Raw genomic sequence first — 25436 nt, 5'->3', positions numbered from 1 at the left:
AGACCTATTCTTATGTGATGTCTTGGTGATGATTTCCCTGCCTTCAATATAAAGCCAGACGGGGTTGGAGTCAATAAACCCAGGAAATAATAAAACTTCCTCTTTCTCAAGTTGAAAGAGGATGCAGCATCCAAAGCAAAACAGGCAAGGTGACAATACTCAGCATCGTGCTGATAAAGGTCGCGCTCGAAACGACTTCCGGCCTTGTATTAAACTGGACAGCCATTAAAGTCGTATTGGCAGCTGTCGGCATAGCGGCGACGAGAATCATGATTTGTTTTGTCATGTCATCCACCGGCAAGATAAACGTGAAGCCAAGCGCAATTACCGGAGATACCATCAGCTTTAAAAGCAATGCATAAGAAATTTTTCTGTATTCAATATGCTTAAAAGATATCAGTGCAAGCTGCATGCCAAGTATGATCATAATCGTCGGAATGGCCGCATTTCCGACCAGTTCAATACCCGTCATTATCTCTTTAGGAATTGAAATACGCGTAAGCTGTAGTATTGCGCCTAAAAGTGCACCATACGCAACAGGCATACGGATGACCCGGGCCATGACCATTTTAAATCCGCCTTCCTTCGAACCTCCTTTTGCCGCATAATACATGCCAATAGTGCTCATGATTAACTGCTGCAGCACCATTAACACAACAGCCGTGTCCAGCCCGGCTGTCCCAAACACCAGCAGAACAACAGGCGTCCCGTAATTGCCGTTATTCATAAAAGCGGATGATAGGATCATGGCACAACGATCTTGATTCGGGTACTTATGAAAGAAAGATAAAAAGTAGACAAATAGAACAAGAATCAAGCAAAGCCCCAGCACAAAAATGGAAAGATAGACATAATCCATCGTCAGTTTATTCGTATAAAACGTATCTAACGCCAGAAACGGAGACATTAAGTATAATGACATTTTGGACAGTGTTTGAATATCAAAGCCAAGCGTTTTCTGTCCGATATAACCAATTGCGAAAATTCCGAAAACAGGAACTAAAACAAGCAGAAACTCCATAAGGGCACCTTCTATTCCAATATACAATTTACTTTTATTTTAAAGAAAGCGCGTAATCGTTTCAATTCCGTTTTCTTTTAAAAAACCCGCCAATTCCAGGCGGGTTTCGGGATTATTTTTTATATTGAATATGATAAACATCTCGCCGTCTGTCTTTTAGCTGGCGCACCGTACCGTTTTGGCGCTGCCTTCTGAGAATTTCCAGGTCAACATCGCCGATGACGACCATTTCGATATTCGGATTTGTTTCACCGACAATACCGTCTCTGGCGAATTCAAAATCTGATGGTGCAAAGATGCCTGACTGAGCGTATTGGATATCCATATTTTCCGTTTGCGGAAGGTTTCCAACCGTTCCTGAGATAACCGTATAAATTTGATTTTCAACTGCTCTAGCCTGCGAACAGTATCTGACACGCAAATAGCCTTGGCGGTCTTCTGTACAAAATGGCGTAAAAATGATCTTTGCGCCTTTATCCGCCGCAATCCGGGCGAGCTCAGGAAATTCAATGTCATAACAGATTTGAATCGCGATTTTTCCGCAATCCGTATCAAACACGCGAACCTGGTCTCCGGCGCTGATTCCCCACCATTTACGTTCATTCGGCGTAATATGGAGTTTATATTGCTTCTCAATCGTTCCGTCCCGTCTGAACAGGTAAGCGATATTATAAATCTTGCCTTCCTCTTCAACGAAATGAGATCCGCCGATAATGTTGACGTTGTACTTCACGGCCAAATCAGTAAATAGGCTAATGTAATCTTCCGTATACTCGGTAATTCTCTGTATCGCCAAGCTCGGTGACCGTTCCTCAAGGAAAGACATGAGCTGGGTTGTGAAAATTTCCGGGAACACCGCAAAATCAGATCTCGCGTCAGAAGCGACATCGACGTAGTATTCCACTTGATTCGCAAATTCCTCAAAGGAATAAATTTTCTTCATTTCATATTGGATCACACAGATTCTCACAGGGAACGCCGATTTATAATAACGTTTTGTCTGCTGCGGAAGATAATCGACATTATTCCATTCCATCAGCGTCGCATATTTGATCGAAGCTGTATCATCCGGGAGATAATTCGGATTAATCCGCATAAGGGTAAAGCCGTTCATCAGTTGAAAAGATAGGACCGGATCGTAAATTTGGTGGCGGGTTACTTGTTCAACATACTCTCTCGCCGTCATTTCTTCTGCATATTTATGATAGTTCGGGATCCGACCTCCTATAATGATGCTTTTCAGATTTAAGCGTCTGGCCAAGTCCTTTCTCGCCTCGTACAAACGGTGGCCGATCTTCATTCGTCTGTACTTCGGATGCACCATGACCTCAATTCCGTACATATTTAAGCCGTCTGGATTATGGTTGGTGATGTAACCATCATCTGTAATGTCCTGCCACGTATGGCGGTCATCATATTCATCAAAATTAATCAGGAGACTTGAGCACGAACCGATAATTTCACCTTCAAATTCTGCACAAAACTGCCCTTCGGGAAAGTGTTCCAGATGGCTGATTAAATGCTCCCGCTTCCAAGGCTCCATTCCTGGAAAGCTGTCCTTTTGAAGATCGATAATCTTGTCAATGTCTTTCTCTTCGATATTGCGAATGACCATTTTCTTTTCAAAACGGGTCAAATCTAATTTCTCAGACAATCTACTCGCTCCTCTCTAGTGTTTATTCAGATGATCAAGCAATAAGGCGAGTTCCATCTCCGCCATTGATTCAAGCCTGTGATCATAATCTTCAAACATCAAGGTGCTTGTTACTTTATTCGGGACGATGACACACTTCATGCCCGCTCTTTTCGCAGCAATCGAACCATTGACCGAATCCTCAAACGCGAGACATTCTGATGGTGATACGCCCAAATTCTTTGCGGCCAATAAATACAGTTCAGGATTCGGCTTCACCTCTTCCACATCATCCGCCGTTTGAATGACCTCAAAATCATCAAACAGGCCGATTTGCTTCAAATGGCCCGATACCCATTTATAATCAGAGCTGGAGGCAAGGCCTACTTTTAAGCCTAAATCCTTTGCCGCATTCAGATACGCCTCGACACCCGGTCTTGCTTTTTCTGTTTCGATGCGTTTCGCAAACCGTTCTCTTCGCAATGTTGTCAGCTCTTCATGGTTCAGCTTTTTGCCGATCTGCTCTTCTAAATATTCAAACGGCCGAAATCCCGCGGCTGTTCCAATGACCTTTCCCCAGACGGATAACGGCAGGACTGAGCCGTGTTCCTCAAATATTTCCTGAAGGACTTCATATTCGTGTGTTTCTGTATCAAGAATCAGTCCGTCAAAATCAAAAATTAACGCTTTAATCACTGCGTACAACTCCTTTAATCCGAATTAAGACATATGTATACACTCACTATACCCCGAAACATGCCTGCTTTCAAAAAGTAAGGTTTATGTGAAGAAAGAGCCTGCACACCGCAAGCTCTTTCTTATTAATGAATGTTTTGATGAGAAATGTTTGTCAGCGCTTCTCCAGCAGACTCGTTCGACATCTGATTGACTGCCAGGTCTCCAAGCGCAACGATCCCGACTAGATTGTTTTGATCTACAATAGGAAGGCGGCGGATTTGGTGCTGGGCCATCAGCTGTGACGCGTCTTCCAGACTCATATTAGGATTTCCCGATACGAGGTCTGTTGACATCACTTCTGAAACGGGTGTCTGGCCATCTCGGCCCTGAGCTGTGGTTCTTAATGCAATGTCACGGTCAGTCAGCATTCCTTTTAAAACACCTTGCTCTACAACGGGAATTACCCCGACGTTATGCTGTTTCATGAGAGAAGCCGCTTCCTGAATCGTTTGATTCGGAGAGACGGTTGCCACCTGCGTTGTCATTGTATTTCTTACTGAACTCATTGTCAGCACCCCTTTCAATCATTAGTATGTTCAGACACGTGCCGATTAAAAAGGGAGTTAGAGGAAAGGTTTTATGATATGATTTCTCTGATACAAAAAAGAGCTTTTCTGAAGATGAAAAAGCTCTTGCTGCCTAATTATATCAGCCTTCTGTTGCCGAAAAAGGCTTTGTTTGTCTTCGTTTGAAAGTCAGAAAAAGCAAACGGAAAATAAATCCCAAAATCATTCAGCATTTTGCTGTTTCTATCAAAAATCTCTTGATTATTCAAATCAGTGTGCGGTGAAGGCTTTGTCAGGATAATATGTATCATTTGGAGACAAGCCATGATTTGAAATGCTTCTTTTAATGTTCCTTGGTAATAATGGTTATTGAAAGACAGAACGCCTTTCTTTTTAAAGCGCTGAATGTCCAGTTCGGAGAAATAAAAAGGAAAAACATCATGGATCAGCTCCATTGACAGCTCCTTGATAACGCTCTCCTGTTCTGCAGTTGCTGCGTTCACAATTCTCACGTCAATCACCTTTCTTGCCATCGAATATCCTAAGTCTTAATCAAGAATAGCACAGAAAAAAACACGAAAGCTAAGGTAAGTGTTTCCTATGAGAAACAGCAGCCTTCTGCTTCGAAAAGGAGCCAATTAGCATGAAACAAAAAGGCAGAGGGCTTGAGCTCCTCATCAATGAAAAACAAGATGGCCAATGGCTGTTTTCTGTACTGAAAACAGCGCTTAAAGCCTCTAAACCCGTGATTCAAGACTGGATGTCCCATCATCAGGTAAAGGTCAATCACGAATCCGTCATAAATAATGTTATCGTCAAAAAAGGAGACCGTGTGTTCATTGACCTTCAGGAAAGTGAAGAATCATCCGTCATACCAGAGTATGGAGATCTTGATATTTTATTTGAGGACAATCATATGCTGATCGTCAATAAGCCTTCGGGCATACCAACGCATCCAAATGAGGATGGCCAAACCGGCACACTGGCTAATTTGATTGCTTACCATTATCAGGTGAATGGGGAAATAGGCAAGGTGCGCCACGTCCATCGTCTTGATCAGGATACGTCTGGCGCAATCGTTTTTGCCAAGCATCGTTTGGCACACGCCATCCTGGATCAGCAGTTAGAGAAAAAGACGCTAAAGCGCACGTATACCGCCATGGTTGAAGGAAACCTAAAAGCAAAAAAAGGTACAATTGATTCACCGATCGGCAGAGACAGATCACACCCGACAAGACGCCGGGTTTCACTAAGCGGACAAACAGCTGTCACGCATTTCAATGTAATTGCAAGCAATGCGAAAGAGCGACTGACGCTCGTAGAATTGGAGCTAGAAACAGGCAGAACACACCAAATTCGTGTTCATATGGCGAGCATTGGCCATCCGCTGACAGGAGATGCGCTCTATGGAGGCGGGAGCAAGCTGCTAAACAGACAGGCGCTGCACGCCAAAAAGGTACAAGCTGTTCACCCGATAACCGGCGAGCTGATTGTTGCCGAAGCGCCTTTCCCAGTTGATATAGAAAACCTGTACGACACATATTTTTCATGAAGAAAAGCCGCAGGAATTGACTGCGGCTTTTTAAGTGACTCGTTTTCCGTATATAATATACCGCTTTGGGGCGTTTCCGACATATGAAAACGGATAGCAGGTCGTCAGAATGAGCTCTTCCTTTTCATGCTGGAGCGTAATAATGGATGTGTCATCTTTATCGACAATTTTTGTTTTCACAATTTCATATGTGAAATCTCCATATGACAGGATTATACGAAGCCTGTCCCCTTTTTCCAGCTCCCCCGTCCGGCGAAACACGGTATCCCGATGTCCCGACAGCACAATTTGCCCGTTTTCGTCAGGATAATAGCTGTCCTTGTAATGGCCGACACCTTTTTCTAAATCATCTGCATCGGTACCCTCAACGATCGGAAGCTCTGCGTTGATTTTAGGTATTTCTAAAATGCCGCTCGCTTGGCCGGTCTCAGGCTTAAATGATGCTTTGTTCCCTGCTTGACCTGCGCTTTGTTTCGTATCAGAAGCTTCCTGCGACTTTTTAGTCGCCAGTTTTGCTTCTTTTAATGTCTGTTCGGTCTTCATATTCGTATCGATCAATTTAAAGCCCCCATAGCCTATGATCACAAGACCGACCACAATGATGACGAGTGGAATAACCTTTCTCACGTTCTGGAGGCGCTCCTTTTTCTTCTGACATATAGATAAGTTCCTGACAGTGTGACCGCCGCACCGATTACCATAAAGTTATAATGGCCTGCTGAAGTATCTGGAAGCTGATGTTCAGACCCGCCTTTCGAAGTTCCGTTTTGTAAAGACAATGTGCTGATCTTGCCGGCAGTGTTAGCTTTTCTTTCACCACTCGGCTTTTCACCTAATCTCAACATGTCTGAAGGCGGCAGCTGATGAACTGGCACAGTACCTGGAGTTTCTTTTATATCAGTCTGGTCTTCCCCAGGCTCTGGATCCTCTTTAACCGGCTCTTCCGTAACTGGGGCTTCTGTTACTGGGTTTTCTGTTATTGGGTCTTCTGTTACTGGGTCTTCTGTTACTGGGTCTTCAATGCCAATTGCTTCAGCTAGTTTAATTCTTCCCTCTTTTGTATACACAATAGGCTCATCAAAGCTTTTTACGTACTCAACTGTTGCGTCCAAATCCTCAGGCCCTGTTACCGGATTTTTCCCAAGCAATCCGATTGGCTGATATTTAGTGCCTGTTGCTGTCGCCATAAAATTGTTGACTGTCAATGTATATGTGGCATCAGGCTGAATCTCGGTGCCATCTGCCATTCTCATATCGACAGCTTTTCCGGTTTTTTTGTCCCACGTATACGTAAACCCGCTGATGCTGTAGTCAGGCCCAAAAAACGGCGAGATTTGCGCATTGATAATCTCTCTTAAGTCTTTTCCTTTAATCTCAAGCTTCGTTAACACATTTCCGAATGGCTGGATATTGTAAAGATCTCCCCACGTAATGGGACCTTTCTTCAGCGCTTCCCGAATTCCGCCGCCATTCATAAGAGCAAAATCCGTTTTCATGGCCGCTCGCATGCCATCCGCAATGAGGTTTCCTAGAGGCGTATCACCGTCATTTGAATACCCCCCTTCCATATCAACAGCCGCTTCGCCGACAACCTCGCTGATAATTGGCTCAGCCATTGTTTGGTATTTCTTTAAAATGGCTGACGCGCTGGCATCCGGTTCTATTTTACTTTGATCGACATATACGATGTCGGCTGACTTTTTGACAATGTCTTTTGTCGTTTTATCGAGCTCTACATCAACAACACCTATCGCTTTTCCATATTCAAACGCCTGAACAATCAGTTTTCCATTCACTTCACCGTTAACAACCTTATGATTATGCGCTGCAAAAATGACGTCGATTTCGGAATCTGTTTTGTTTGCAAGATCAGCAGATTCACCGGTAATTGCGGCACCGTTTTGTTCGGCTGACATATGCGCGAGAACCGCGATGGCCTTCACGCCTTTTTTCTTCAGCTCTTCGGCCGCCTCATTCACTGCTGTTACTTCATCTGTAAACTCGATGTTTTTTATTCCGTCAGGCATGACCATACCCGCGGCCGACTGTGTGACAACCCCGATAAAAGCAACGGGTATGCCCTCCACGTTTATGATGTCATATGCCGGCAAAAAGGGCTCTCCTGTAGATTTCATTTTACAATTAGCGCATACTAGAGGAAAGTTCTGTCCATTATATCCGCTTGTGCCTTTCGGGTGATCTCCGCCATTTAGGATCCTTAGCAGTTCATCCGTACCTTCATCGAACTCGTGGTTACCTACAGTTCCGACATCAAATCCGATGTCCTCCATCAGTTCTACAGTCGGTTCATCTTGAAGAAGAGATGAAACTGGAGAGCTGCCTCCGATCATATCTCCAGCGTGCACAATCAGTGTGTTTTTCTTTTCGGCCTTTTTCTCTTTCAAATATGCGGCAGCATAGTCCATGCGCCCAAATGTGCCGTCTGCAGTTCCGTTCCCATCGAGATCAAGCTCATATTGCTGATCAATTTTGCCATGCAAATCATTCATGCTGAGAATTCGAAGCGGCACATTTTCTTGAGGTGCCGTTTGCCTCTTTTTATATCCTGCGTTCTCCGCTTCACTTGCTGAGGTGAAGAAAATTCTGTTTTCCACAGCAACCTGCTTCCAGTCAGCCGGATGTACATATGTTTTATTTGAAGAATCTCCCACATATCTTGTCAGGCCTTTTCCCTGCTCTCTGGCTCTAAATTCAAACGGCATTTCCAAGAGGGGATCGTCTTCATTCCAAATTCCTTTTTTCTCTTTTTTCGCAGCAGCTACGGCAGCTTGAAACTGCTGATAATCCTCTTCATTGTCAACCGGCCAAATAAAATACGTCGGAGCATAGCCATTTTTCACAAGCTCTAAGTTCACATTTGAGCCCGATTCGGTTATGACCTGTCCAAGAAGTCTGCCATAGTTGTCCTTGGCTTCACTTCCGACCTTGACAGTAATTTTATCTCCTGGGGACAAAACCGTTTTTAGATAGTCAGATGCTTTTTTGCCAAATCGTAATTGATTTTCGTCTGCTTCATTTTTGGGTGTGTGATACGTTTCAGGTGTATCTACATTTACAAACCTGATTTTTGTCGTTCCAAGTACTGGAGTTTTAAGATGAATGGTATCGCCGTCAACAACCCGGTCAACAATACCTTCATATTCACCCTCCACAGCCGGAGGTGCGGGCTGTTCTTCAAGCAGCTTCAGGTCAGACGATTTTCGCGGTAGCAGCTGAAAGGATTGGTATCTGCTTAACACACCGGTAAATTCATACCATTTGCCTTCATCAAGTTCGCCAATCACACCTGTTTCAGTCATAGCCCGGAGCGTCATCGCATGATGGTCTTCATCAATCATCGTGACATTGTAACCGCCGCCGGCAGGAGAATTTGGAATAGAGGAAACAAATGCTTTTAATGTCACAAGGCGACCTTCAAACTGATCACCAAGACTGCTGTTAATCAGTTCATTTATTGTTAAATGTATAGGAGCAGGGATAGGTTGGTTTGACTGGTTGATTTTGATGCCTGACGAGTTTGGAACGATTTCTGTCAGCCCTTGGTATGTCGTGATTTTCCCTGTTACTGTGACATCCATGCCTTCTTTTAATTCGGGAAATGATTTAGGGGAGGGCGAATAAATGTTAATGCCTCCGGTATCATCCTGCATAAAGGTTGACAGCTTTCCGCCTCCGATCGCACTTTGATCAGCAGTGACGACCCCTTTTATCGTTACTTCTTCATTCAGCCGCCCCCGCGCTTCATTTATTGTGACTGGCTGTTCAGCCGGAGGAGATGTCGTATCATCATTTAATTCCATTGACTGAACGTTCTTAAGTCCTGTCGTGTTAAAATAATCTTCAAGCTTTCCTTGAACAGTCATCTTTTTTCCAAGAAGAAGCGGATTTGTTTGCAGCCCAAATTGGCTTCTGAAGGCAGAGGGGATTTGTACGGGAAGGATGTGATCGGACGATGTCTCGTTTTTACTGTCTGCCAGTGCGACATTATAATCATTTGAAAAAGGGCTTGTCAGCTTATAGTTCCGCGGGGAAACAGCCTGTCCGACAGCGTATCCTTCGACAAGCGCCTGACCTTCTTTTTGCTGTATTGCCTTCTCAACCGATATCGGCTGGTGCGGTTCAGCTGCCTTTACGGCTTCGCACGTGTACATTACATTCAAGAACATCAATGCCGTGATCAACAAAATATGCAGAATACGCCTCATTGTTTTTTCCTCCCTTAAGATACACTTCGACTTTGTCTGCTTATCATTTCGACAAACAGCATATAATTCCTTTCAGGCTTCTGCATAAATCACGGCAGACTGACAGAAAATATAGCTGATCTGAAAAAAAAGGAGGAATTCGGTTTGGATCAGTTAAATCAGCAGCAATCCCAAATGAACAAAGGTATTCCTGGCAAGCCGCATAAAAATCACGGCGGACATGAAATGTTTGATATGCACGAGGTGCTTTCCGGAACACTTACTGTGCTTGATCAGTTTATGATGCTGAGACAATTTTGTAAGGATCAGGAATTATTAAACATCCTTGATCGTCAGCATCAATTCATTACGTCTCAATATAACTTAACTGCAGAATGCTTCAAAACAGGAAGCAAACCTTCACAAAAAACTGCAACTTATATGATGAATGAAGACAACCAGACTGTTTATGGCATGCAGCCGTCACAGCCTAAAAAACCGGTTCAATCCATGAATGATATTGATGACAGCATCATCAGCCGACAAATGCTTTGCGCAGTTAAAGCACAGGCCTCTATGCTGACAATGGCTTCTCTAGAAATGACAAACCCAGCCGTAAGGCGCGTACTGTCTGCGCAAATTCAGCAGTATGTTGAAATGGCTTTTGAAATTTTCTTATACCAAAACAAACACGGCTATTACCAAGTTCCTCAGCTAGATGCTCAGGATATGGAACAATTGAGAAATTCATTTGCTCCGGCACAAGGACAGATGCCTCCAACTCAAGGCGGTATGGGCCAGCAAGGACTTCATTAATAACAAAGGCATTGGATAGATATATCCAATGCCGCACTATTTTTTTCAAATGTTTTCTTAAAATCTCTCTCAAAATGATCAAGACTTTCATTTGTTGCCGATTGAAACCCTTTTTTAAAGTCCCCTTTTTTTGCCGTTTCCTTTATCATTTCTAAAATAATGTCTTTCCCGTATTTGCCCGTCAGCTCATTGATCATATAAAAGCTTTGCAAATAGACATCAGTGTCATATTCGACTCGGGCCTCCTGCCAATCTTGATCTGTCTGCAAACTGTCAAAGGGCACGACAGAAAAAGTGATCGGATCTATGAGCAGTTCATAGTTCGCGATCCACTCGCTTAACCCTTCGTGAAACCATAATGGAAACTCATCGGGATCAGCTTCAAGCTCCTTCAATTTCTGGTGAAACGCATGGTGCGTGTATTCATGAATCAACAATCTCTGGTATAAATATACCGCTACTTCGTCACCTTCTAAAAGTTTCGCTTTCTCTTCAGGCAACAATCCAATTAGCTGCTCCCGTTCAGAATAAAAACCGACGACATCCAGTAAACCAGAGTAAGCCTCCATCTGTTTTTCGTTAGGAAAAAAAATAATATCAATAGGCTTTTGATTCGTATATCCGATCATAATCTGATTAATACTTACCGCATATTCAAGCGTATCTTTCGTCAATGGCAGTAAGGACTTTTCCTTAGATGTGTAATAAATATCGGCCTGTTTGAATGACTCTTTCTTCATGTGCTTCGTCACTTGTTCTTTTGTTATACCAGATGCCTGCCCTGGCAAAGACAGTATATACATCGTGCTTGAAACGATGGCCGAGCTTACAGCCAGCATCACAAGGACTCCACACAGGAATAGAGCGGATGCCGCACGCTTTCCTATGCCATCCCGCAAACGTCTCCCTCCCTGAGCCGGTCCGTCTTGTACCTTTTATTTTTACTCTATGCAGCCTGCATTGGCGGTGTGTCATTAACGCAATGAAAAAGCCGCACAAATTATGCGGCTTTTTCATTTATTCAGCTTGCGGGAATATACGCTGTACAGTTTCACTGAATTCATCAAAGAATCCTGCAACCGGATCGCCATTTTGTATCCGCTCGCCATATCCCTGCATCCGGTCTACAAAGTCTGGATTCGCAGAAACGTAAACATTATCCATGTTTTTATCAGTGTCTCTCACTTTATCAGAAATTTTCTTTTTGAGATCTTTTCCAACTTCTTTATTTCCATTTGCTAATACAACCGCAACATATGCTTGATTTCCAGCAACAATGACATTTGCATGTTTTACTTCTTTGATATCTTTGATTTTATCAGCAGCGTCGTCAGCAACTTCTAATTTACGGTTATCATTACCATCGATGTTGCCGTTATCGTTATTGTTGACATTGTCAGTCACATTATTATCGACATTGTCACGATTATTATTGGCACCGTTAATATTTCCTGTGCCATTATCGTTTACTGGATTTCGGTAGTTAACGTTTTCTGGATTTGCATTATTATCACGTCTGCCCTCACCCTGATTGGCCATACCGCAGCCAGTCATAAGCAAAGGGATCAGAAGCATGGACGCAAGGACTTGTTTTTTTCCAAGCATGTGAATTCCTCCTTTATCACTTTAGTTATAGGTTTTTCTAATTGGTTCTAAATATGCATGAAAATATAACGAAATGCTTTCCCGGGAAATAAAGCGGTTAATTTGTCTAATTTGAGGGGAAAATATCAATACACTTTTAAAGGAGGGATCACGTTGTTCAATCAGCGGAAAGGACTCAGCCCCGCAACAATGATTATAGGGTCAACTTTGCTTATTGCTGCTTTATCACCACAGATCCGCCACAGAATTAGCGGGTTTATTTCAGGACAAATGAACAGACAAAATTCTAAAAATAACATGTTAGATGATTCTAATGTAGGGAATATGGTCAAACAAGCACTTGGCGGCGGTAATAATCAGGAACGTTCGCAAAATCAAAGCCAACAGCAAAATGGCCGTCAGCATCAGCACGCTGGAGCGCAGCAAACCCAGCACCAGCATACCCAGACTCAAACAAGGCAAACTGAGACAGCAGCGAAAAAAAGACAGCCGCATTATGCTGAACCCATTCAATTTGATCAAAGCGCTATGAATGTGATGGACGACAACACCATGATGGAAATGCTGGAGGACTTAGAACCCGGACGTTAAACGTGTAATCGTTTTATATTTTTACACCTGTTTTGGAGTACAATTGGTGAGCATAAAAAAAATCCTTCTATCGTTCAATAGGAAACATTGGAAGGATTTTTTTTATTTATGCTGCCACTCTATCCAAAACAATCACTATTGATCCATTGTTACTTTCCTCATCAAAAGCTGAAAAGGACAGAACATTAGATAACACCGCTACTGGTAGATCTAACCCGACTGAGATTTTATTTTTTGCTTCAACGCTCAACATATAATAGAAACAGTAGACACAGCAAAAGGATCCCTGACTGGAATATTGAGCAACAATTGTTTTTTAGATTTCTCGTTTGTTAATATGCTTCGTTTCCTCAAGGAATAATAAAAAGGATGCTACACGATCTAACACCCATTTTATGCTTTGATTCTCCATATAAACGTTAAACTAGTCATTAAAACTTCCGGCAAATATCTTGTATTGTAGAAGTAACGATATTCAGCAAAGCCTTTTATTCGTTCACCTTCGACAACCAACATGCAATCTCTAAAACTAAAGATGGGATACCCACATTAAAACCCTTGCTACTGAATCGTTTGTCTACAGCCGACATTGGACTTTTTCACCTCAATTTCTTTATATAAATAATGGATGTTAAGAAAAAAAGTATGATATATTGAGATTAAATATAATTTGGAGTGTGATAACTTGATTAAAAAATCTGCCTATCTTAGCAGCCCTCTGTTCAGTTGGAGTATCTCTAGTTACTATAAGTAGGGTCATTGAATTATCAGTTACTTTTAATTGGATAGTATTATTACTTGGTGTTGCTATGACATTATATAGTGCAGTATGTCTTGTGGCATATTCAATGCAATTAAGAGAAACAACTAAGTAGTAACTAGTGATATCTCAAATAAAAACAAGCATGTTTCAATATGCTTGTTTTTTCATTTACATAAACTGGTTGATACCTTCAAACTTCATCAGTCTCAACATTTCCATCCTCTTTAATACACCAAATCGAAACTACTTAAATGAATTATAAAGCCCAAGCATGTGAAAAATACAACCTTAATATCCCTCCAGAGTTCCAGTTGAAAGGAAAGTCTGTCTTGATAACTGAAAAAGATGATTATATCGAATCAAACAGCTGGGTCATTTATTATTAATATTTTCGTAGATATAGATCTAATTAAACAATAGTTAGTATTATTGGACTCATTGTAATTATTATGGGCATTGTTTTACGAAAAATTCTGGTAGCTATTCTGAAAAGTAATCTTTTGTCGTCGAGTTAGGTTCTATACGACGATCACGGAGTTTTCGTCAATTTGATTTATTTTAATCCTTGGGTTTGAATTTTGTAGAATATCCAGCAGCTAATAAAAAGATAATAGCAAGAACATATGCTAAAATACCTTGATGAAATATGAATATAGAAATTAAATTAGACGCTACAGCAAGAATAATAAAAATAATTGTATATATGTTTAATCTCAATAGGGTGACCTCCCTTGGTTTGCTAAGCAAGTGTTCATACAGCTAAATGGCCTTATGCAGAAACCTCACCTTCTGAAGTTGGTGTAGTCCCCGTTTTATATACGATCAATAAAAACTTCTATGCAGGAAATCTCCGTGCCTAACTTGATACCAATAATATTTAACTTTAAACCCAACAGCCATCGTTTTTAACTCTAATTGGTTTTGAATTTAATATCTGCTTTCCCATTAGTCTTTTCATAATTTTATCATTTAAATCGCCATTATGAAACTCATTGTTTAGTATTACCCGGAAGGTCAGTCAGACGTTTTTCGACTGTTTAGCAACATTGTTTACTAACCTGCTTCTTCCACTTGCCGTAGTAATCTTATAGTTTTTAACCTCTATACTATGCCTATCTTTATAAAAGTCAGGACGCGAACTTCAAGCACTTTTACCTTTTGAGGTTGCTCTAATCAAGGCCTGGTAATCTGCCTGAATCATTTGTTCATTGGTTCTGATAGAGCATATTCAGATGTTAAGTTTACATCAACTTCACTTATTTTCTCGACTGTGTGAAGTAAAAGAGTAAAAATAAATCACAAAAAAGAAATAACCCATGAAACCTTTACATTAAAGGATTCATGGGTCTTTCATTGAAATGATCAAAACGAAGCGGATTACACGCTGTTACGCTTCTTCAGCTTCAATTACTCTGGATTGATCATTGAATATACCTGAATCAATTTCCTTCGTTACCTTACTTGTAATGAGGCCTGATGTCATACTTCCGCTGACATTCAGAGCAGTACGCCCCATGTCGATTAACGGTTCGATTGAGATTAATAAACCGGCGAGTGCAACAGGCATATTTAATGATGATAAAACAAGAAGCGCCGCGAATGTCGCTCCGCCGCCAACACCGGCCACACCGAAGGAGCTGATGGCAACGACTGCGATAACTGTGATAATAAACACCGGGTCAAACGGATTTTGGCCGACAGTCGGAGCAATCATCATCGCCAGCATAGCAGGATAAATGCCGGCGCATCCATTTTGGCCGATTGAAAGTCCGAACGAACCGGCGAAGTTTGCAATTCCTTCCGGCACACCCATGCTTTTCTGCGTTTTAATATTCAGCGGCAAAGCACCCGCGCTTGACCGTGACGTAAACGCAAATACAAGTACTGGCAGCGCCTTTTTCAAATAAACAATCGGGTTCAAACCGCTGAGTGTCAGCAGCAGCAAATGAATGATAAACATTGTGATTAACGCGGCATATGAAGCAACCACAAACATCCCTAATTTTAAAATGCTGTCAATATCACTCGTCGCAATCGTTTTTGTCATAATGGCCAGCACCCCATAAGGCGTCAGTCTCAAAATGAGGGTGACAACACGCATGACAATGGCATAAACGGCATCAACCATTTTTTTAAATGTTTCTGCCTGTTCCGGCTGTTTATGCTTCACACCGAGAAATGCCATTCCAAGGAAAGCAGCAAAAATGACGACTGCGATCGTTGAAGTCGGTCTAGCTCCTGTAAAATCTAAAAACGGGTTTCCCGGCAGCAGTTCAACAATTTGCTGCGGCAGCGATTTCGCTGTCATATCTTCTGACTTCTGCTGAAGCTCCTGTCCCCGCGAAAGCTCTGTATCTCCTTGGTCAACCTGAATCGCCTGCAGGTCAAAAGAAAGCGCGGAGGCAATACCGACAGCTGCCGCTACAGCTGTTGTTGCCACTAATATCCCGATGATCAAACCGCTGATTTTTCCGAGGTTTTTTGTCAGCTTCAGCTTTGTAAATGCGCCGAGAATTGAAATGAAAACAAGCGGCATGACAACCATTTGAAGTAATTTGACATATCCGCCCCCGGCAATATTAAACCAGTCCGCTGTTTGAAAGACTATATTTGAAGTCGGGCCGTAAATCAGCTGAAGTGCAAATCCGAACACAATCCCCAGCCCCAGCGCAGTAAATACACGTTTAGAGAAGGAAACATGTTTTTTCTGCATAACAAAAAGCCCTAAGATAAGTAACAATAAAATAAATACATGTAATACAACCAGTAAAGTTTCCAAAGCAGGTAAACTCTCCTTTTCAAATTTTCTCATTTACTATATTACACTAATTCCGATAGGTCAAGTGCGAATTACTCAAACTAAGACTTCAAGGAAAAAAACCTTATGTAATCCCTTTTTGTTCTTTTCTTTCCCTTCCATCTTTAGTACTTTATATAAGGGTGATACTATTTGCTGAAAGAACTGTTTGTAAACTTGACCATTTTAATCACATTCAATTATCTCTTCACCCACCTGTTTAAAGAAAGGTTAGTACATAAAAAAGACAGCATATCCTTCCAAGCTGTTAAAGGGCTGGCCTGCGGTTTGCTCGGGGTTATTCTAATGGTTTTTGGATTTACCTATCAGCATTCAATCATTGATCTTTGAAATATCCCTATCATGATTGCCGCTCTTTATGGGGGCTGGGTATCAACGGCAGCGGCCTTAGTTATAATCGCTGCAGGCCGCATGCTGATCACGATAAACACATCTGCAATATACTCGGTTATGATCATTTGTATCACTACCATCCCTTCACTCATTGTTTCTAGAAGAAAAAAAGTTGATTTAAAACATGCTTTCTATCTTTTAATGATCACAAATAGCATGATCTCCTTTTCCTTTTATTTTCTTATAGATTTACATTCATATGAACTTCACTTATATTTTTGGATCACCTCGATAGCTGGCGGCATGCTCAGTTTATATATTATTGATCATGAAACAAATGCACATCTTCTTTTTAAACAATATAAGTTTCAAGCGCACTTTGACTTTTTAACAGGCATTTATAACCGAAGAAAGTTTGAAGAAATCACACAAGATCTGTATCAACAAGCAGCCAATACCCCACATATTCAATTCGCACTAATTTATATAGATATCGACCATTTTAAAACCATCAATGACCAATACGGCCATCATGAAGGGGATCATGTGCTGAAAGAACTGGGTTCTCGTCTGAAGCAGAGCATCCGAAATACTGATCCTGCCGCACGAATTGGCGGTGAGGAATTTGCCGTGCTCCTGCCGAACTGTACACTTGATAAAGCAGCCCAGATCGCGGAACGGATCAGATGTGCTATCAGTGACACACCAATTAGATTAACAAATGGTGAAGAGCTGTCAGTTACGATATCACTGGGTGCCTCTCATTATCCCAATAATACGGGTCATCCTGAATCTTTGCCGATTCTTGCCGATCAAATGCTGTACAAAGCGAAAGAAAACGGACGAAACAAAGTATGCTTCTCAGAAAAAAAAGAATGAATTCAATGTTCGAATTCATTCTTCCAATCTGAAAGACGTTTTAAAGGCAGAAAAGCCGGTATAAGATCTCCCTGATACACGTTTGCTATAAATGCCGCTGTATCATCAGCTTGATAGAGCTCAAGAATGGTTTGCAGCGCTTCCCGATCTTGGTCCTCCGCTCTGACAACAATTAAATTCATCTCTACCTTAGGCATTAGTCCGCCGCTCTTTATCGTATGTTTTTCCGGGTTCAGTCCCGCTTTTTTTGCTTCAGACGGTTTCATGACAAAGACGTCGGCGCCACTCACTGCATCCTGTTGCCGGACGGCTTTTAATTTCAGGTGCCTCAGATTATCTTTAATCATATCGACTGAACCTGTTCCGTTAAATCCGTTTTTCAACGTTAGCAATCCTGCCTCCTGAAGCACCGTAAGCGCCCTGCCAAAATCAAGTGCTTTATCCGGTACAGAAACGACAGCCCCTCGTGGTATATCTTGGATTCGATTATATCGTTTTGAATATATGCCCATAGGCGTTATGTATGTCGTACCGAGCGGTGCCAGCTTAAGTTTGTATTTTTGGGTGAACGACTGAAAATAAGAAATGTTTTGAAAAGCGTTGGCATCAATTTCTTTGTTAGCAAGCGCGATATCAGACTCCGCATAATCAGAAAAAGGTTTCAGCTGAATATCCAGCCCTGCTTCTTCAGCTTTTTTAGCAATATAGTTCCATATTGCTTCGTCAGACTCAGCAATTCCAATTTTTATTGTTTCATGTTCTGCTGACGGTGAGCATGCAGTAAATGAAACGAGAAGAACAACAACGAAACTGCATATAAGCCACTTTTTCATTGTGACCATACTCCTATCTATGTATTAGAGCATACAAGCAATATCAGACATAAAATCAAACGCTCTCTTAGTTGATAGACGTTGTCATTTGAATATTGATTAACTTTTACCTTACTCATATCCAATAAGGTTGTCAATTCCTATCACATAGTCTTCCCGAAAAGAAGGAATATCTAAGGCAAACGTATGATCACATATCGAGAAAACAGATGAATTTCCGTAAATAAATATCAAATTGAAAAATAAATATGGTATTTTCCGAAAAAAGTTTCATTTAGCAGTTGTTTTTTTTGACGATTACTGGTAGAGTAAAGGTAATTATTTTTGTTCGAACTATCTTTAAGAAGAAAGTTTTGTAAGAGTTTTCGTCTTGAAAGTTTGTTAAGAGCAAGAATAGTGAATTTAAGCGTTATGATCGCTTTAGGAGGAAATTTCATGTTAGAAGGTAAAGTAAAATGGTTCAACTCTGAAAAAGGTTTCGGATTCATCGAAGTAGAAGGTCAAGACGATGTATTCGTTCATTTCTCTGCTATTCAAGGCGAAGGCTTCAAAACTTTAGAAGAAGGCCAAGCTGTTTCTTTTGAAATCGTTGAAGGAAACCGCGGACCACAAGCTGCTAACGTTACTAAAGAAGCGTAAGCATAAATTGATATGAAAAACTGCAGGTGCAAACCTGCAGTTTTTATTTCGATAAAAAGCTGTTTTGCATATGCAAAACAGCTTTTTTTATTAGTTTGCAATATCCCGTTTTATGAAGATTCCGAAAGCAAGCAACAGGAAGACAACAAAATAAATCACCAGCATCACAATGGAGAATGTCATTGTCATCCCTTCCACTAACGGTGTTCCCTCTACATACTGCATCAGATTAACATTCGCAAATAAAATATACTTTGCCCAGTCAAACTTCACCGCCATAAACGCAGTGGCTGTCGTGCCCGTTACCAATAAAAAGATAGAAAACCCTACAGCAAGAGAGCTGTTTCTAAATACCGCGGACAGCATAAATGCCATCGTTGCCAGCATTAAAGCCGCAACAGATTCTGAGAGATACGTTTTGGCCAAATATCCCAACATATTTTGCTCCAATACATGACCATCCTTATAGATTAAATGAACATTCGCGGCAGTGTCCCCGCCTGTTCCAAAAAAGACCAGTCCCAGCAAAGTTGAACCTATAAATAAAATAAACAGCAATAAGAGACCAAATAAAAGAACGGTAATATATTTAGAAAGCAGAATTTGAAAACGGCTGAGCGGCCGGATCATTAACAGCTTAACCGTACCCCAGTTAAATTCGTTTGCGACGATGCCAGCTGCAATTATAATCGTGAACAGCCCAGTAAGGATAGTAAAACCGGCAGAATCCGTTACATAAGACCAAACGGTATATCCAGTGTCACTCGGGATATTATGTTCAATGCGATAGTTATTGATTGTGATCGTTTCTTCATATTGTCCTTTCAGGGAAGGATCTTCTTTCATTGCCTTCTTCAAATCACTATTTTGTGCTTGAAGCGTCTCTTTCCACTTCGGATTTGCTTCATCAGTTGAAAAGTGGTTTGTTAAAAATGCCCACCCGATCATTGTCAAAGCAAGAATTCCGATCATCACCCATGTTCCGACACGGCTGAAAATTTTGATCCACTCATTATAAATCAAATTAAGCATGTTGAACCTCCTCTTTTGCTTCGCCTGTGATTTCTAAGAAACGGTCCTCTAATGATTTTGCAATTACTTTGACTTCATAAATGCGGATTTGCTGCATGACCAGCAATTCAATCACTGCAGGGACGTCCTCTTTAGCCAGTTTGATTTCCAAACCGTTTGTCTTGATTACCGAATCATATTCTCTTAGAATCGCAGCAGTTTCCTTCGGCTGCTCCACTTGGAAGAAATATGTATCCTTTTCATCAGTTATTTCATCTCTTACATTCTGAATATCGATAAGCTTTCCTTTTTGGATAATCGCAATTCGGTCACACATCAGTTCCATTTCTGACAGCAGGTGACTTGATACGATGACAGCCATTCCTCTTTCTCGCGTCAGCTTCTTTAAATGGTCTCTAATTTCTCTGATTCCCGCCGGATCAAGGCCGTTTGTCGGTTCATCCAAAATCAGCACTTTCGGATCGTGCAGAAGGCATTGTGCCAAGCCGAGACGCTGTCTCATTCCCAGAGAGTAGGTTTTCACTTTATCATGAATTCTATCTTTGAGGCCGACTAGTTCCACCACTTCATCAATTTTTTCCTTCGTGACACCCTTTACCATCCTTGCGTATTGCTGGAGATTTTTATATCCGCTTAAAAATTTATACAGCTCTGGATTCTCTACAATAGCCCCGATATGTTTGATTGCCTTGGCATAATCTTTCGTGATTGATTGGCCGCAAATAAGCACATCACCTTGTGACAGCTTCATTAAACCGACCATCATTCTGATTGTCGTCGTTTTCCCCGCTCCATTCGGTCCCAGAAATCCAAATACTTCGCCTTCGCGAATCGTAAAACTTAGTTGATCAATGATCGTCCGGCCTCTGATGTTTTTTGTCACATTTTTTAATTCCAATACTGTTTTCATCAAATTCCTCCTCTTTCTAGTAAACTTCCATATTCGTTTTAAACCATTGCAGCACGGACATACCCTCCTGCTCGCGAATCTCTTCCACATTACGCTGTGCCACTTTTTCTCCGTCGGCGAGTACGATGACCTCGTCAAGCAGGGTTTCAATTTCATCAATTTCATGTGTGGCTATGACAACGATTTGCTGCTCAAAATCAATATAAGAAACGAGGCTGTTGACAATTGAATCCCTGACCATCGGATCAAGTCCTGAAAAAGGTTCATCAAGCAAGATGACAGGTGCCCGTCTTGCTAAAGCAAGGACGATTTTTAGCCTTCCCCGATTTCCTTTTGATAACTTTTTGACCTTTTTTTCCGGGTCAAGCTGCATGTCATTCAACAGCTTATAAGCTTGTTCTGTTTGAAAATCAGGAAATTGCGACTGATAAAAATCCGCCATATCCTTTACAGTGAAATGCGGATAAAACATATCAAGCTCTGTAAGATAAGCCGCTTGACGCACCATATCTCTCGTAACCTGCTTTTCATCCGCTTTTACACATCCTGAAGTCGGAAAGAGAAGGCCAGCCATCATCTTTAAAGTCGTTGACTTGCCGCTGCCGTTAGGTCCAATCAGTCCATAAATTCGTCCGGATGATAAGGTGATCGATACATTATTGACGGCGGTGTGCCGGCCGAATTTTTTTGATACATGTTCCAAGTTGATTTCCATTTTAGCTCCCCTCAGTGAATGTTTTAATCCTTTCTACCATTTCCTCTTTCGATAGCCCCAGCTCTGTCATTTGCTTCACAAAGCCTTCCAGCACTTCCCGTGTCAGCCTGTCCTTCAGCTCATCTACAATTTCTGCTTTCTCCGCAATATATGTGCCTTGACCCCTTCGTGTCTCCACAATACCCAGCCTTTCCATCTCACTGTATGTCCTTTGAATTGTATTGGGATTTACCTTGGTTTGAATCGCCATTTCTCTCACAGAAGGAAGCTTGTCTCCTGGGAGCAGCTCCTTCCTGACCAGCCGATAAAAGACCTGATCTGCGATTTGCAGATAGATCGGTTTCGAGGATTGGAGATGATTATCCATATTCACACCTCGACTTTACGATCAAGCAGTTTTGAAGCCAGGATGAGTAGCAAGACCGTGATGATTATAGCAATAGGAAACCCTAGCACAGACATATGTATAGGTTTTAATTCCAAACTCCAAACATTTTGGAAGTGGAATTCAAAATTGCAATAGACTGTTACCGGCCAGAAATGCTTTTGAGATTCTAATAATGGGCTTATGAGGTATTTATCGAGAAAGAACCACACTGTGGCCAGCAGCCCCATTGCAGCCCATCGCATTCCGCGCCAATTCCTTACAGAGTGATATACAGTCCAGAATACAATGACTGTTACTGACATATATAACGAGGAAATAAGCCCGTATATATTCAGCAAAACCACTGTACTTGTTATATCAGCTCGATGCTCCAACAGATTATTTACCGAGAGCATGTGATAAATCCAAATACCATAGGCTGTTAATGCCAATTGAATCATAAATTGATAGAGCAAAGATGCTGCCAATTTGGAAGAAAGCAGCCTGAAACCGCCATTTGGATTATACAGCCAAAGCTGCGATTTCCCCTCTTTGTGAAGATGATAAAACACAAAAACAGGGGTTAAGAACAGAAGTAAAACAGCAACTGCAACAAAGAAACCAAAAATGACAAGTGGTTCTTTCGTGCGAGAAGCTATGATATGACCTGTCATCAAACAGAATATGATTCCGCAAATCCATACTAGCAACCATATTCTCGAAAGCTTTATATCTTTCTTTAACAGACCTAAAAAAGAATCCATGTCTTTCCCTCCCGGAAGCCTCTTCAGTGTATGAGTAACATAGTACACTAGATCTAAGTCTAATACAACATATTCCATGGATTTATTTGATAAAAAAACATAATATATACATACAAACAGCAAAAAAAGGCAAATCCGCCATGTGTATACGGATTTGCCTTTTTGATTACTTTTTCTTATTTTTCATGGAGAGCAGTGCATCACGATAGCTGCGGTCCTGCATTTTGTCACTTTCCTCAGTGACCTCTTCTTCTGCCTGATCTGCATCAGAATGCTTAAACTTTTGCAGCGCCTGCCTGTAAATATCATCCCCCATTGTGTCACGTTTCTCTTTTGGAGAATCGCTTTTGACAACGGATGGCGTATGCTCGGCAGACCTAGCTTCAGCAGGGTATTGCGCATCGTTTTTTTCCTCTTCTGGAGGGACGATTCTATCAGTTGCTTCTTGCTTCTCGGGTCCAGGTGAGGCATTGCGGACATTAAATGTAATAAGGGCCGCAATGACAATGACAGCAGCAATAATTGCTATAATAATGGCCATTTCAACCTCTCCTTACTGTCCTGCTGTTAGGTTTCCTGTGACTTGGCTGACGCGTCTTCCTAAGGCGCGTCCAAGCTGAATACCTTCCTCAGACATTAACTCATCACTGTCAACCGGACAAGTGACGCCTGCTCCGTAATAAGAGCCGTACAGTGCGTTTTCAGGCACGTTGCCAGGCAGACCGACAACAATCATCCCTTGATGGAACATTGGGGTGATTAAGTTGTGCATTGTCATTTCCAAACCGCCGTGTGTCGTTGCCGTTGTGCAGAATACTGCGCCGACTTTGTTAATCAGTTCGCCTTCAGCCCACAGGTAGCCGAGTCTGTCGATCCAAGTTTTTAGACCTGCACTGATTGTTCCGAAATGCCCCGGGCATCCCCAAATAATCGCGTCCATGTCTTTAAGCTTGCGGATATCCGCCTGATCTACGTGGTCGATGAACACTTCAGCCGCGTCGTTTTCCCGAGCGCCTTCAGCAATCGCTTCTGCCAATACCTTCGTATGTTCGCCTTCACTGTCATACACTACATAAATTTTCATTCAGGAAACCTCCATGTACAGTTTAAGATTCCTTAACTTCTTTTGGAGCCGGAAGCAATGAAAGCTCCTCTTTTTTCTTCTTGCGCAATTTATCTTTTCTGACGTCACGCAGGAAGATACTTAAAATTAATCCTGCTACGCAGAATAATGTTGCCCACATAAAGGCGTCATTAATTCCCATGACGTTTGAATCGAGTGTCGCGTGTTTATAAATATGAGTGTAAATATACGTTTTCGCTGTCTCATAAGGTACATTCATATTCACCATTAAATTCGAAACTGCATTTTGGAATGTATGGAGGAAGTTCGGGTCCGCCGTGTTTGTTTTATCTGCAATTTGTGAATAATGGAATGTCGTTCGGTTAGTATAAATCGTCGTAATTAAACTTGTTCCGATTGATCCGCTGATTTGGCGAAGCGTATTGCTCATCGCCGTTCCGTGGCTGTTCAGACGGGCTGGAAGCTGGTTCATCCCGGCTGTCATGACTGGCATCATTAAGAGAGACATACCAAATGCTCGAATAGCATAGATCAGCATGATGTGCGTATATGGTGTATCAATTGTCAATTGTGTGTATTGATATGTTGTCACCACTGTCACGAGAAGCCCAATAATCGCAAGCGGTCTCGGTCCGAATTTGTCAAACAAAATACCTGAGATCGGTGACATAATCAGCATCACGATCGCACCCGGAAGCAGAAGCAGACCGGATTGAAGCGCCGTAAATCCGACCAGGTTTTGCAGATAGATCGGCAACAGGAACATACCAGTGTAAAGTGCCACTGTAATAATGATATTGATTACACTTGATAATGAGAAAATGTCATATTTAAACACTCTGAAATCAAGCATCGGATCATCGTGCCGCAATTGCTGAACCACAAAAGCAACGATTGCAATGACGCCGATTATAACTGTAGACAGTACAATCGGGTCGGTCCAGCCGTCAGAACCCGCTTCACTGACTCCGTATAACAAGGATGCGAATCCGACAATCGAGAGGATCGCTCCAAGTGTGTCGAGTTTGATTTTTTGCGGCTCCACCAGATTCTTAAATATGAAGAAAGCCACAATGATAACAATTGCGCCGATCGGCACAAGTCCGTAAAACATGATGCGCCATGTGTAATGCTCGATAATCCACCCAGAAAGAGTCGGGCCGACCGCTGGCGCAAACATCATCGCAAGTCCGAAAATCCCCATTCCTTTCCCCCTGCTTTCAGGCGGGAAGATTAACAGAATGGTTGTCATAACGAGCGGCTGCAAGATACCTCCGCCGACGGCTTGGATCAAACGGCCGATCAGCATTACAGAGAAGTTAGGTGCGATACCGCAGACTAACGTACCAAGCGTAAAACAGAACATAGCGACGAGAAAAAGACTCCGTTGGCCGAACCGTGTAATCAGGAAGGCAGATAACGGAATCAATACGCCGTTAACAAGCATGTAACCTGTTGTCAGCCACTGAATCGTCGTTGCACTTACACCAAATTCAGTCATTAAGTGCGGCATTGCGACGTTAAGCAATGTTTGGTTTAGTATTGCCAAAAATAAACCCGCCATTAGCACAATCAGCAATGTCATAGGGTTTTTTGTGTTTTTGTCTTTGCCTGTAGCCATCTAAGACAACC

Annotated in this window: 21 protein-coding genes and 5 pseudogenes; 5 read left to right on the top strand and 21 right to left on the bottom strand. The window is 41.9% G+C overall.

Translation table 11 applies throughout. From position 1 onward, the window contains the following. Positions 1-106 precede the first annotated feature (106 nt). The 5 genes from MOF34_RS08690 to MOF34_RS08670 form a co-directional block, all read right to left on the bottom strand. Complete coding sequence (locus MOF34_RS08690; RefSeq protein ID WP_019713765.1) at positions 107-1021, bottom strand: AEC family transporter; 915 nt, start codon at positions 1019-1021, stop codon at positions 107-109. Between the two features lie 112 nt (positions 1022-1133). Further along, positions 1134-2675 (bottom strand): carbon-nitrogen hydrolase family protein, encoded by a 1542-nt coding sequence (locus tag MOF34_RS08685; RefSeq protein ID WP_019713764.1) that lies wholly within the window; start codon positions 2673-2675, stop codon positions 1134-1136. Positions 2676-2690: 15 nt separating this feature from the next. Continuing rightward, a complete protein-coding gene (locus MOF34_RS08680) occupies positions 2691-3350 on the bottom strand; it encodes an HAD family hydrolase (RefSeq protein ID WP_019713763.1) in 660 nt (219 codons plus the stop codon). Positions 3351-3475: 125 nt separating this feature from the next. Further along, the gene (locus MOF34_RS08675; protein WP_014113165.1) at positions 3476-3898 is read right to left on the bottom strand and encodes a CBS domain-containing protein; all 423 of its coding nucleotides are present in this window, start codon (positions 3896-3898) and stop codon (positions 3476-3478) included. A gap of 137 nt (positions 3899-4035) precedes the next feature. After that, positions 4036-4431: a YhcU family protein gene (locus MOF34_RS08670; protein ID WP_268399812.1), complete on the bottom strand. Its 396-nt coding sequence runs from the start codon at positions 4429-4431 to the stop codon at positions 4036-4038. Between the two features lie 110 nt (positions 4432-4541). On the opposite strand from MOF34_RS08670, the gene MOF34_RS08665 reads away from it, so the two are divergent. After that, positions 4542-5450 carry an RluA family pseudouridine synthase gene (locus MOF34_RS08665; protein ID WP_268399811.1) on the top strand — a complete coding sequence of 303 codons (909 nt, stop codon included), beginning with the start codon at positions 4542-4544 and terminating at the stop codon, positions 5448-5450. 30 nt (positions 5451-5480) lie between these two features. Here the strand turns inward: MOF34_RS08665 and srtA are convergent, their stop codons facing one another. After that, entirely contained in the window at positions 5481-6077 is a 597-nt protein-coding gene (gene srtA, locus MOF34_RS08660; protein WP_268399810.1) for a sortase SrtA, read from the bottom strand. Continuing rightward, positions 6074-9738 (bottom strand): annotated as a pseudogene (locus MOF34_RS08655) (5'-nucleotidase C-terminal domain-containing protein). Before MOF34_RS08655 ends, srtA begins: the two are co-directional and overlap by 4 nt. A gap of 82 nt (positions 9739-9820) precedes the next feature. Here MOF34_RS08655 and MOF34_RS08650 point away from each other — a divergent pair. Beyond that, positions 9821-10471, top strand: a complete 651-nt coding sequence (locus MOF34_RS08650; protein ID WP_268399809.1) for a spore coat protein — start codon at positions 9821-9823, stop codon at positions 10469-10471. Here the strand turns inward: MOF34_RS08650 and MOF34_RS08645 are convergent. Together MOF34_RS08645 and MOF34_RS08640 are read right to left on the bottom strand one after the other, a co-directional pair. Then, positions 10403-11370, bottom strand: a pseudogene (locus MOF34_RS08645) (hypothetical protein). The gene MOF34_RS08650 and the pseudogene MOF34_RS08645 sit on opposite strands and share 69 nt — an antisense overlap. Positions 11371-11488: 118 nt before the next feature. After that, on the bottom strand, positions 11489-12076 hold the full coding sequence (locus tag MOF34_RS08640) for a YhcN/YlaJ family sporulation lipoprotein (RefSeq protein ID WP_019713757.1): 588 nt from the start codon (positions 12074-12076) through the stop codon (positions 11489-11491). Between the two features lie 189 nt (positions 12077-12265). On the opposite strand from MOF34_RS08640, the gene MOF34_RS08635 reads away from it, so the two are divergent. After that, on the top strand, positions 12266-12667 hold the full coding sequence (locus MOF34_RS08635; protein WP_080010264.1) for a hypothetical protein: 402 nt from the start codon (positions 12266-12268) through the stop codon (positions 12665-12667). A 316-nt stretch (positions 12668-12983) separates the two neighbouring features. On the opposite strand, the pseudogene MOF34_RS08630 reads toward MOF34_RS08635, so the two are convergent. The 3 genes and pseudogenes from MOF34_RS08630 to tcyP form a co-directional block, all read right to left on the bottom strand. Further along, a pseudogene (locus MOF34_RS08630) lies at positions 12984-13257 on the bottom strand (hypothetical protein). A gap of 1317 nt (positions 13258-14574) precedes the next feature. Further along, positions 14575-14699: pseudogene (locus tag MOF34_RS08625) on the bottom strand (hypothetical protein); the annotation flags it as partial. A 118-nt stretch (positions 14700-14817) separates the two neighbouring features. Then, positions 14818-16209, bottom strand: a complete 1392-nt coding sequence (gene tcyP, locus MOF34_RS08620; RefSeq protein ID WP_268399807.1) for an L-cystine transporter TcyP — start codon at positions 16207-16209, stop codon at positions 14818-14820. 171 nt (positions 16210-16380) lie between these two features. On the opposite strand from tcyP, the pseudogene MOF34_RS08615 reads away from it, so the two are divergent. After that, positions 16381-17460, top strand: a pseudogene (locus MOF34_RS08615) (GGDEF domain-containing protein). Between the two features lie 2 nt (positions 17461-17462). Here the strand turns inward: MOF34_RS08615 and MOF34_RS08610 are convergent. Next, positions 17463-18293: a MetQ/NlpA family ABC transporter substrate-binding protein gene (locus MOF34_RS08610; protein ID WP_268399805.1), complete on the bottom strand. Its 831-nt coding sequence runs from the start codon at positions 18291-18293 to the stop codon at positions 17463-17465. A gap of 435 nt (positions 18294-18728) precedes the next feature. Here MOF34_RS08610 and cspB point away from each other — a divergent pair, with 435 nt between their 5' ends. Next, positions 18729-18932 (top strand): cold shock-like protein CspB, encoded by a 204-nt coding sequence (gene cspB, locus MOF34_RS08605; protein WP_003224086.1) that lies wholly within the window; start codon positions 18729-18731, stop codon positions 18930-18932. A gap of 90 nt (positions 18933-19022) precedes the next feature. On the opposite strand, the gene MOF34_RS08600 is transcribed toward cspB, so the two are convergent. The 8 genes from MOF34_RS08600 to MOF34_RS08565 all read right to left on the bottom strand — a co-directional run bounded on the left by MOF34_RS08600 (position 19023) and on the right by MOF34_RS08565 (position 25425). Continuing rightward, positions 19023-19964, bottom strand: coding sequence for an ABC transporter permease (locus MOF34_RS08600; RefSeq protein ID WP_268399804.1), 942 nt, complete (start codon positions 19962-19964; stop codon positions 19023-19025). Continuing rightward, positions 19957-20874 (bottom strand): ABC transporter ATP-binding protein, encoded by a 918-nt coding sequence (locus MOF34_RS08595; protein WP_268399802.1) that lies wholly within the window; start codon positions 20872-20874, stop codon positions 19957-19959. The genes MOF34_RS08600 and MOF34_RS08595 overlap by 8 nt, the downstream gene beginning before the upstream one ends. Before the next feature lie 16 nt (positions 20875-20890). Continuing rightward, a complete protein-coding gene (locus MOF34_RS08590) occupies positions 20891-21589 on the bottom strand; it encodes an ABC transporter ATP-binding protein (protein WP_268399800.1) in 699 nt (232 codons plus the stop codon). A 1-nt stretch (position 21590) separates the two neighbouring features. After that, complete coding sequence (locus MOF34_RS08585) at positions 21591-21956, bottom strand: GntR family transcriptional regulator (protein WP_268399798.1); 366 nt, start codon at positions 21954-21956, stop codon at positions 21591-21593. 2 nt (positions 21957-21958) lie between these two features. Further along, the gene (locus MOF34_RS08580; RefSeq protein ID WP_268399796.1) at positions 21959-22720 is read right to left on the bottom strand and encodes a hypothetical protein; all 762 of its coding nucleotides are present in this window, start codon (positions 22718-22720) and stop codon (positions 21959-21961) included. Between the two features lie 166 nt (positions 22721-22886). Beyond that, positions 22887-23261: a hypothetical protein gene (locus MOF34_RS08575; RefSeq protein ID WP_268399794.1), complete on the bottom strand. Its 375-nt coding sequence runs from the start codon at positions 23259-23261 to the stop codon at positions 22887-22889. Positions 23262-23273: 12 nt separating this feature from the next. Beyond that, positions 23274-23804 carry an NAD(P)H-dependent oxidoreductase gene (locus MOF34_RS08570; RefSeq protein WP_003224063.1) on the bottom strand — a complete coding sequence of 177 codons (531 nt, stop codon included), beginning with the start codon at positions 23802-23804 and terminating at the stop codon, positions 23274-23276. 22 nt (positions 23805-23826) lie between these two features. Further along, positions 23827-25425: an MFS transporter gene (locus tag MOF34_RS08565; RefSeq protein WP_268399791.1), complete on the bottom strand. Its 1599-nt coding sequence runs from the start codon at positions 25423-25425 to the stop codon at positions 23827-23829. Between the last annotated feature and the right edge of the window lie 11 nt (positions 25426-25436).

Origin of the sequence: Bacillus sp. T17B1, assembly GCF_026796395.1 — a bacterium.
Classification (GTDB): domain Bacteria; phylum Bacillota; class Bacilli; order Bacillales; family Bacillaceae; genus Bacillus; species Bacillus spizizenii_A.
Note: the sequence above shows the minus strand (reverse complement) of the source record. Positions and strands in the feature narration are given on the sequence as shown.

Bases quoted from the DNA above. Each gene is read 5' to 3' on its own strand.
- MOF34_RS08665 (WP_268399811.1), top strand. From the start codon at position 4,542: ATGAAACAAAAAGGCAGAGGGCTTGAGCTCCTCATCAATGAAAAACAA.
- MOF34_RS08580 (WP_268399796.1), bottom strand. From the start codon at position 22,720: ATGGATTCTTTTTTAGGTCTGTTAAAGAAAGATATAAAGCTTTCGAGA.
- MOF34_RS08640 (WP_019713757.1), bottom strand. From the start codon at position 12,076: ATGCTTGGAAAAAAACAAGTCCTTGCGTCCATGCTTCTGATCCCTTTG.
- MOF34_RS08670 (WP_268399812.1), bottom strand. From the start codon at position 4,431: ATGGCAAGAAAGGTGATTGACGTGAGAATTGTGAACGCAGCAACTGCA.
- MOF34_RS08610 (WP_268399805.1), bottom strand. From the start codon at position 18,293: ATGAAAAAGTGGCTTATATGCAGTTTCGTTGTTGTTCTTCTCGTTTCA.
- MOF34_RS08635 (WP_080010264.1), top strand. From the start codon at position 12,266: ATGATTATAGGGTCAACTTTGCTTATTGCTGCTTTATCACCACAGATC.
- MOF34_RS08585 (WP_268399798.1), bottom strand. From the start codon at position 21,956: ATGGATAATCATCTCCAATCCTCGAAACCGATCTATCTGCAAATCGCA.
- cspB (WP_003224086.1), top strand. From the start codon at position 18,729: ATGTTAGAAGGTAAAGTAAAATGGTTCAACTCTGAAAAAGGTTTCGGA.
- MOF34_RS08690 (WP_019713765.1), bottom strand. From the start codon at position 1,021: ATGGAGTTTCTGCTTGTTTTAGTTCCTGTTTTCGGAATTTTCGCAATT.
- MOF34_RS08575 (WP_268399794.1), bottom strand. From the start codon at position 23,261: ATGGCCATTATTATAGCAATTATTGCTGCTGTCATTGTCATTGCGGCC.
- MOF34_RS08595 (WP_268399802.1), bottom strand. From the start codon at position 20,874: ATGAAAACAGTATTGGAATTAAAAAATGTGACAAAAAACATCAGAGGC.
- MOF34_RS08570 (WP_003224063.1), bottom strand. From the start codon at position 23,804: ATGAAAATTTATGTAGTGTATGACAGTGAAGGCGAACATACGAAGGTA.
- MOF34_RS08565 (WP_268399791.1), bottom strand. From the start codon at position 25,425: ATGGCTACAGGCAAAGACAAAAACACAAAAAACCCTATGACATTGCTG.
- MOF34_RS08675 (WP_014113165.1), bottom strand. From the start codon at position 3,898: ATGAGTTCAGTAAGAAATACAATGACAACGCAGGTGGCAACCGTCTCT.
- MOF34_RS08590 (WP_268399800.1), bottom strand. From the start codon at position 21,589: ATGGAAATCAACTTGGAACATGTATCAAAAAAATTCGGCCGGCACACC.
- MOF34_RS08600 (WP_268399804.1), bottom strand. From the start codon at position 19,964: ATGCTTAATTTGATTTATAATGAGTGGATCAAAATTTTCAGCCGTGTC.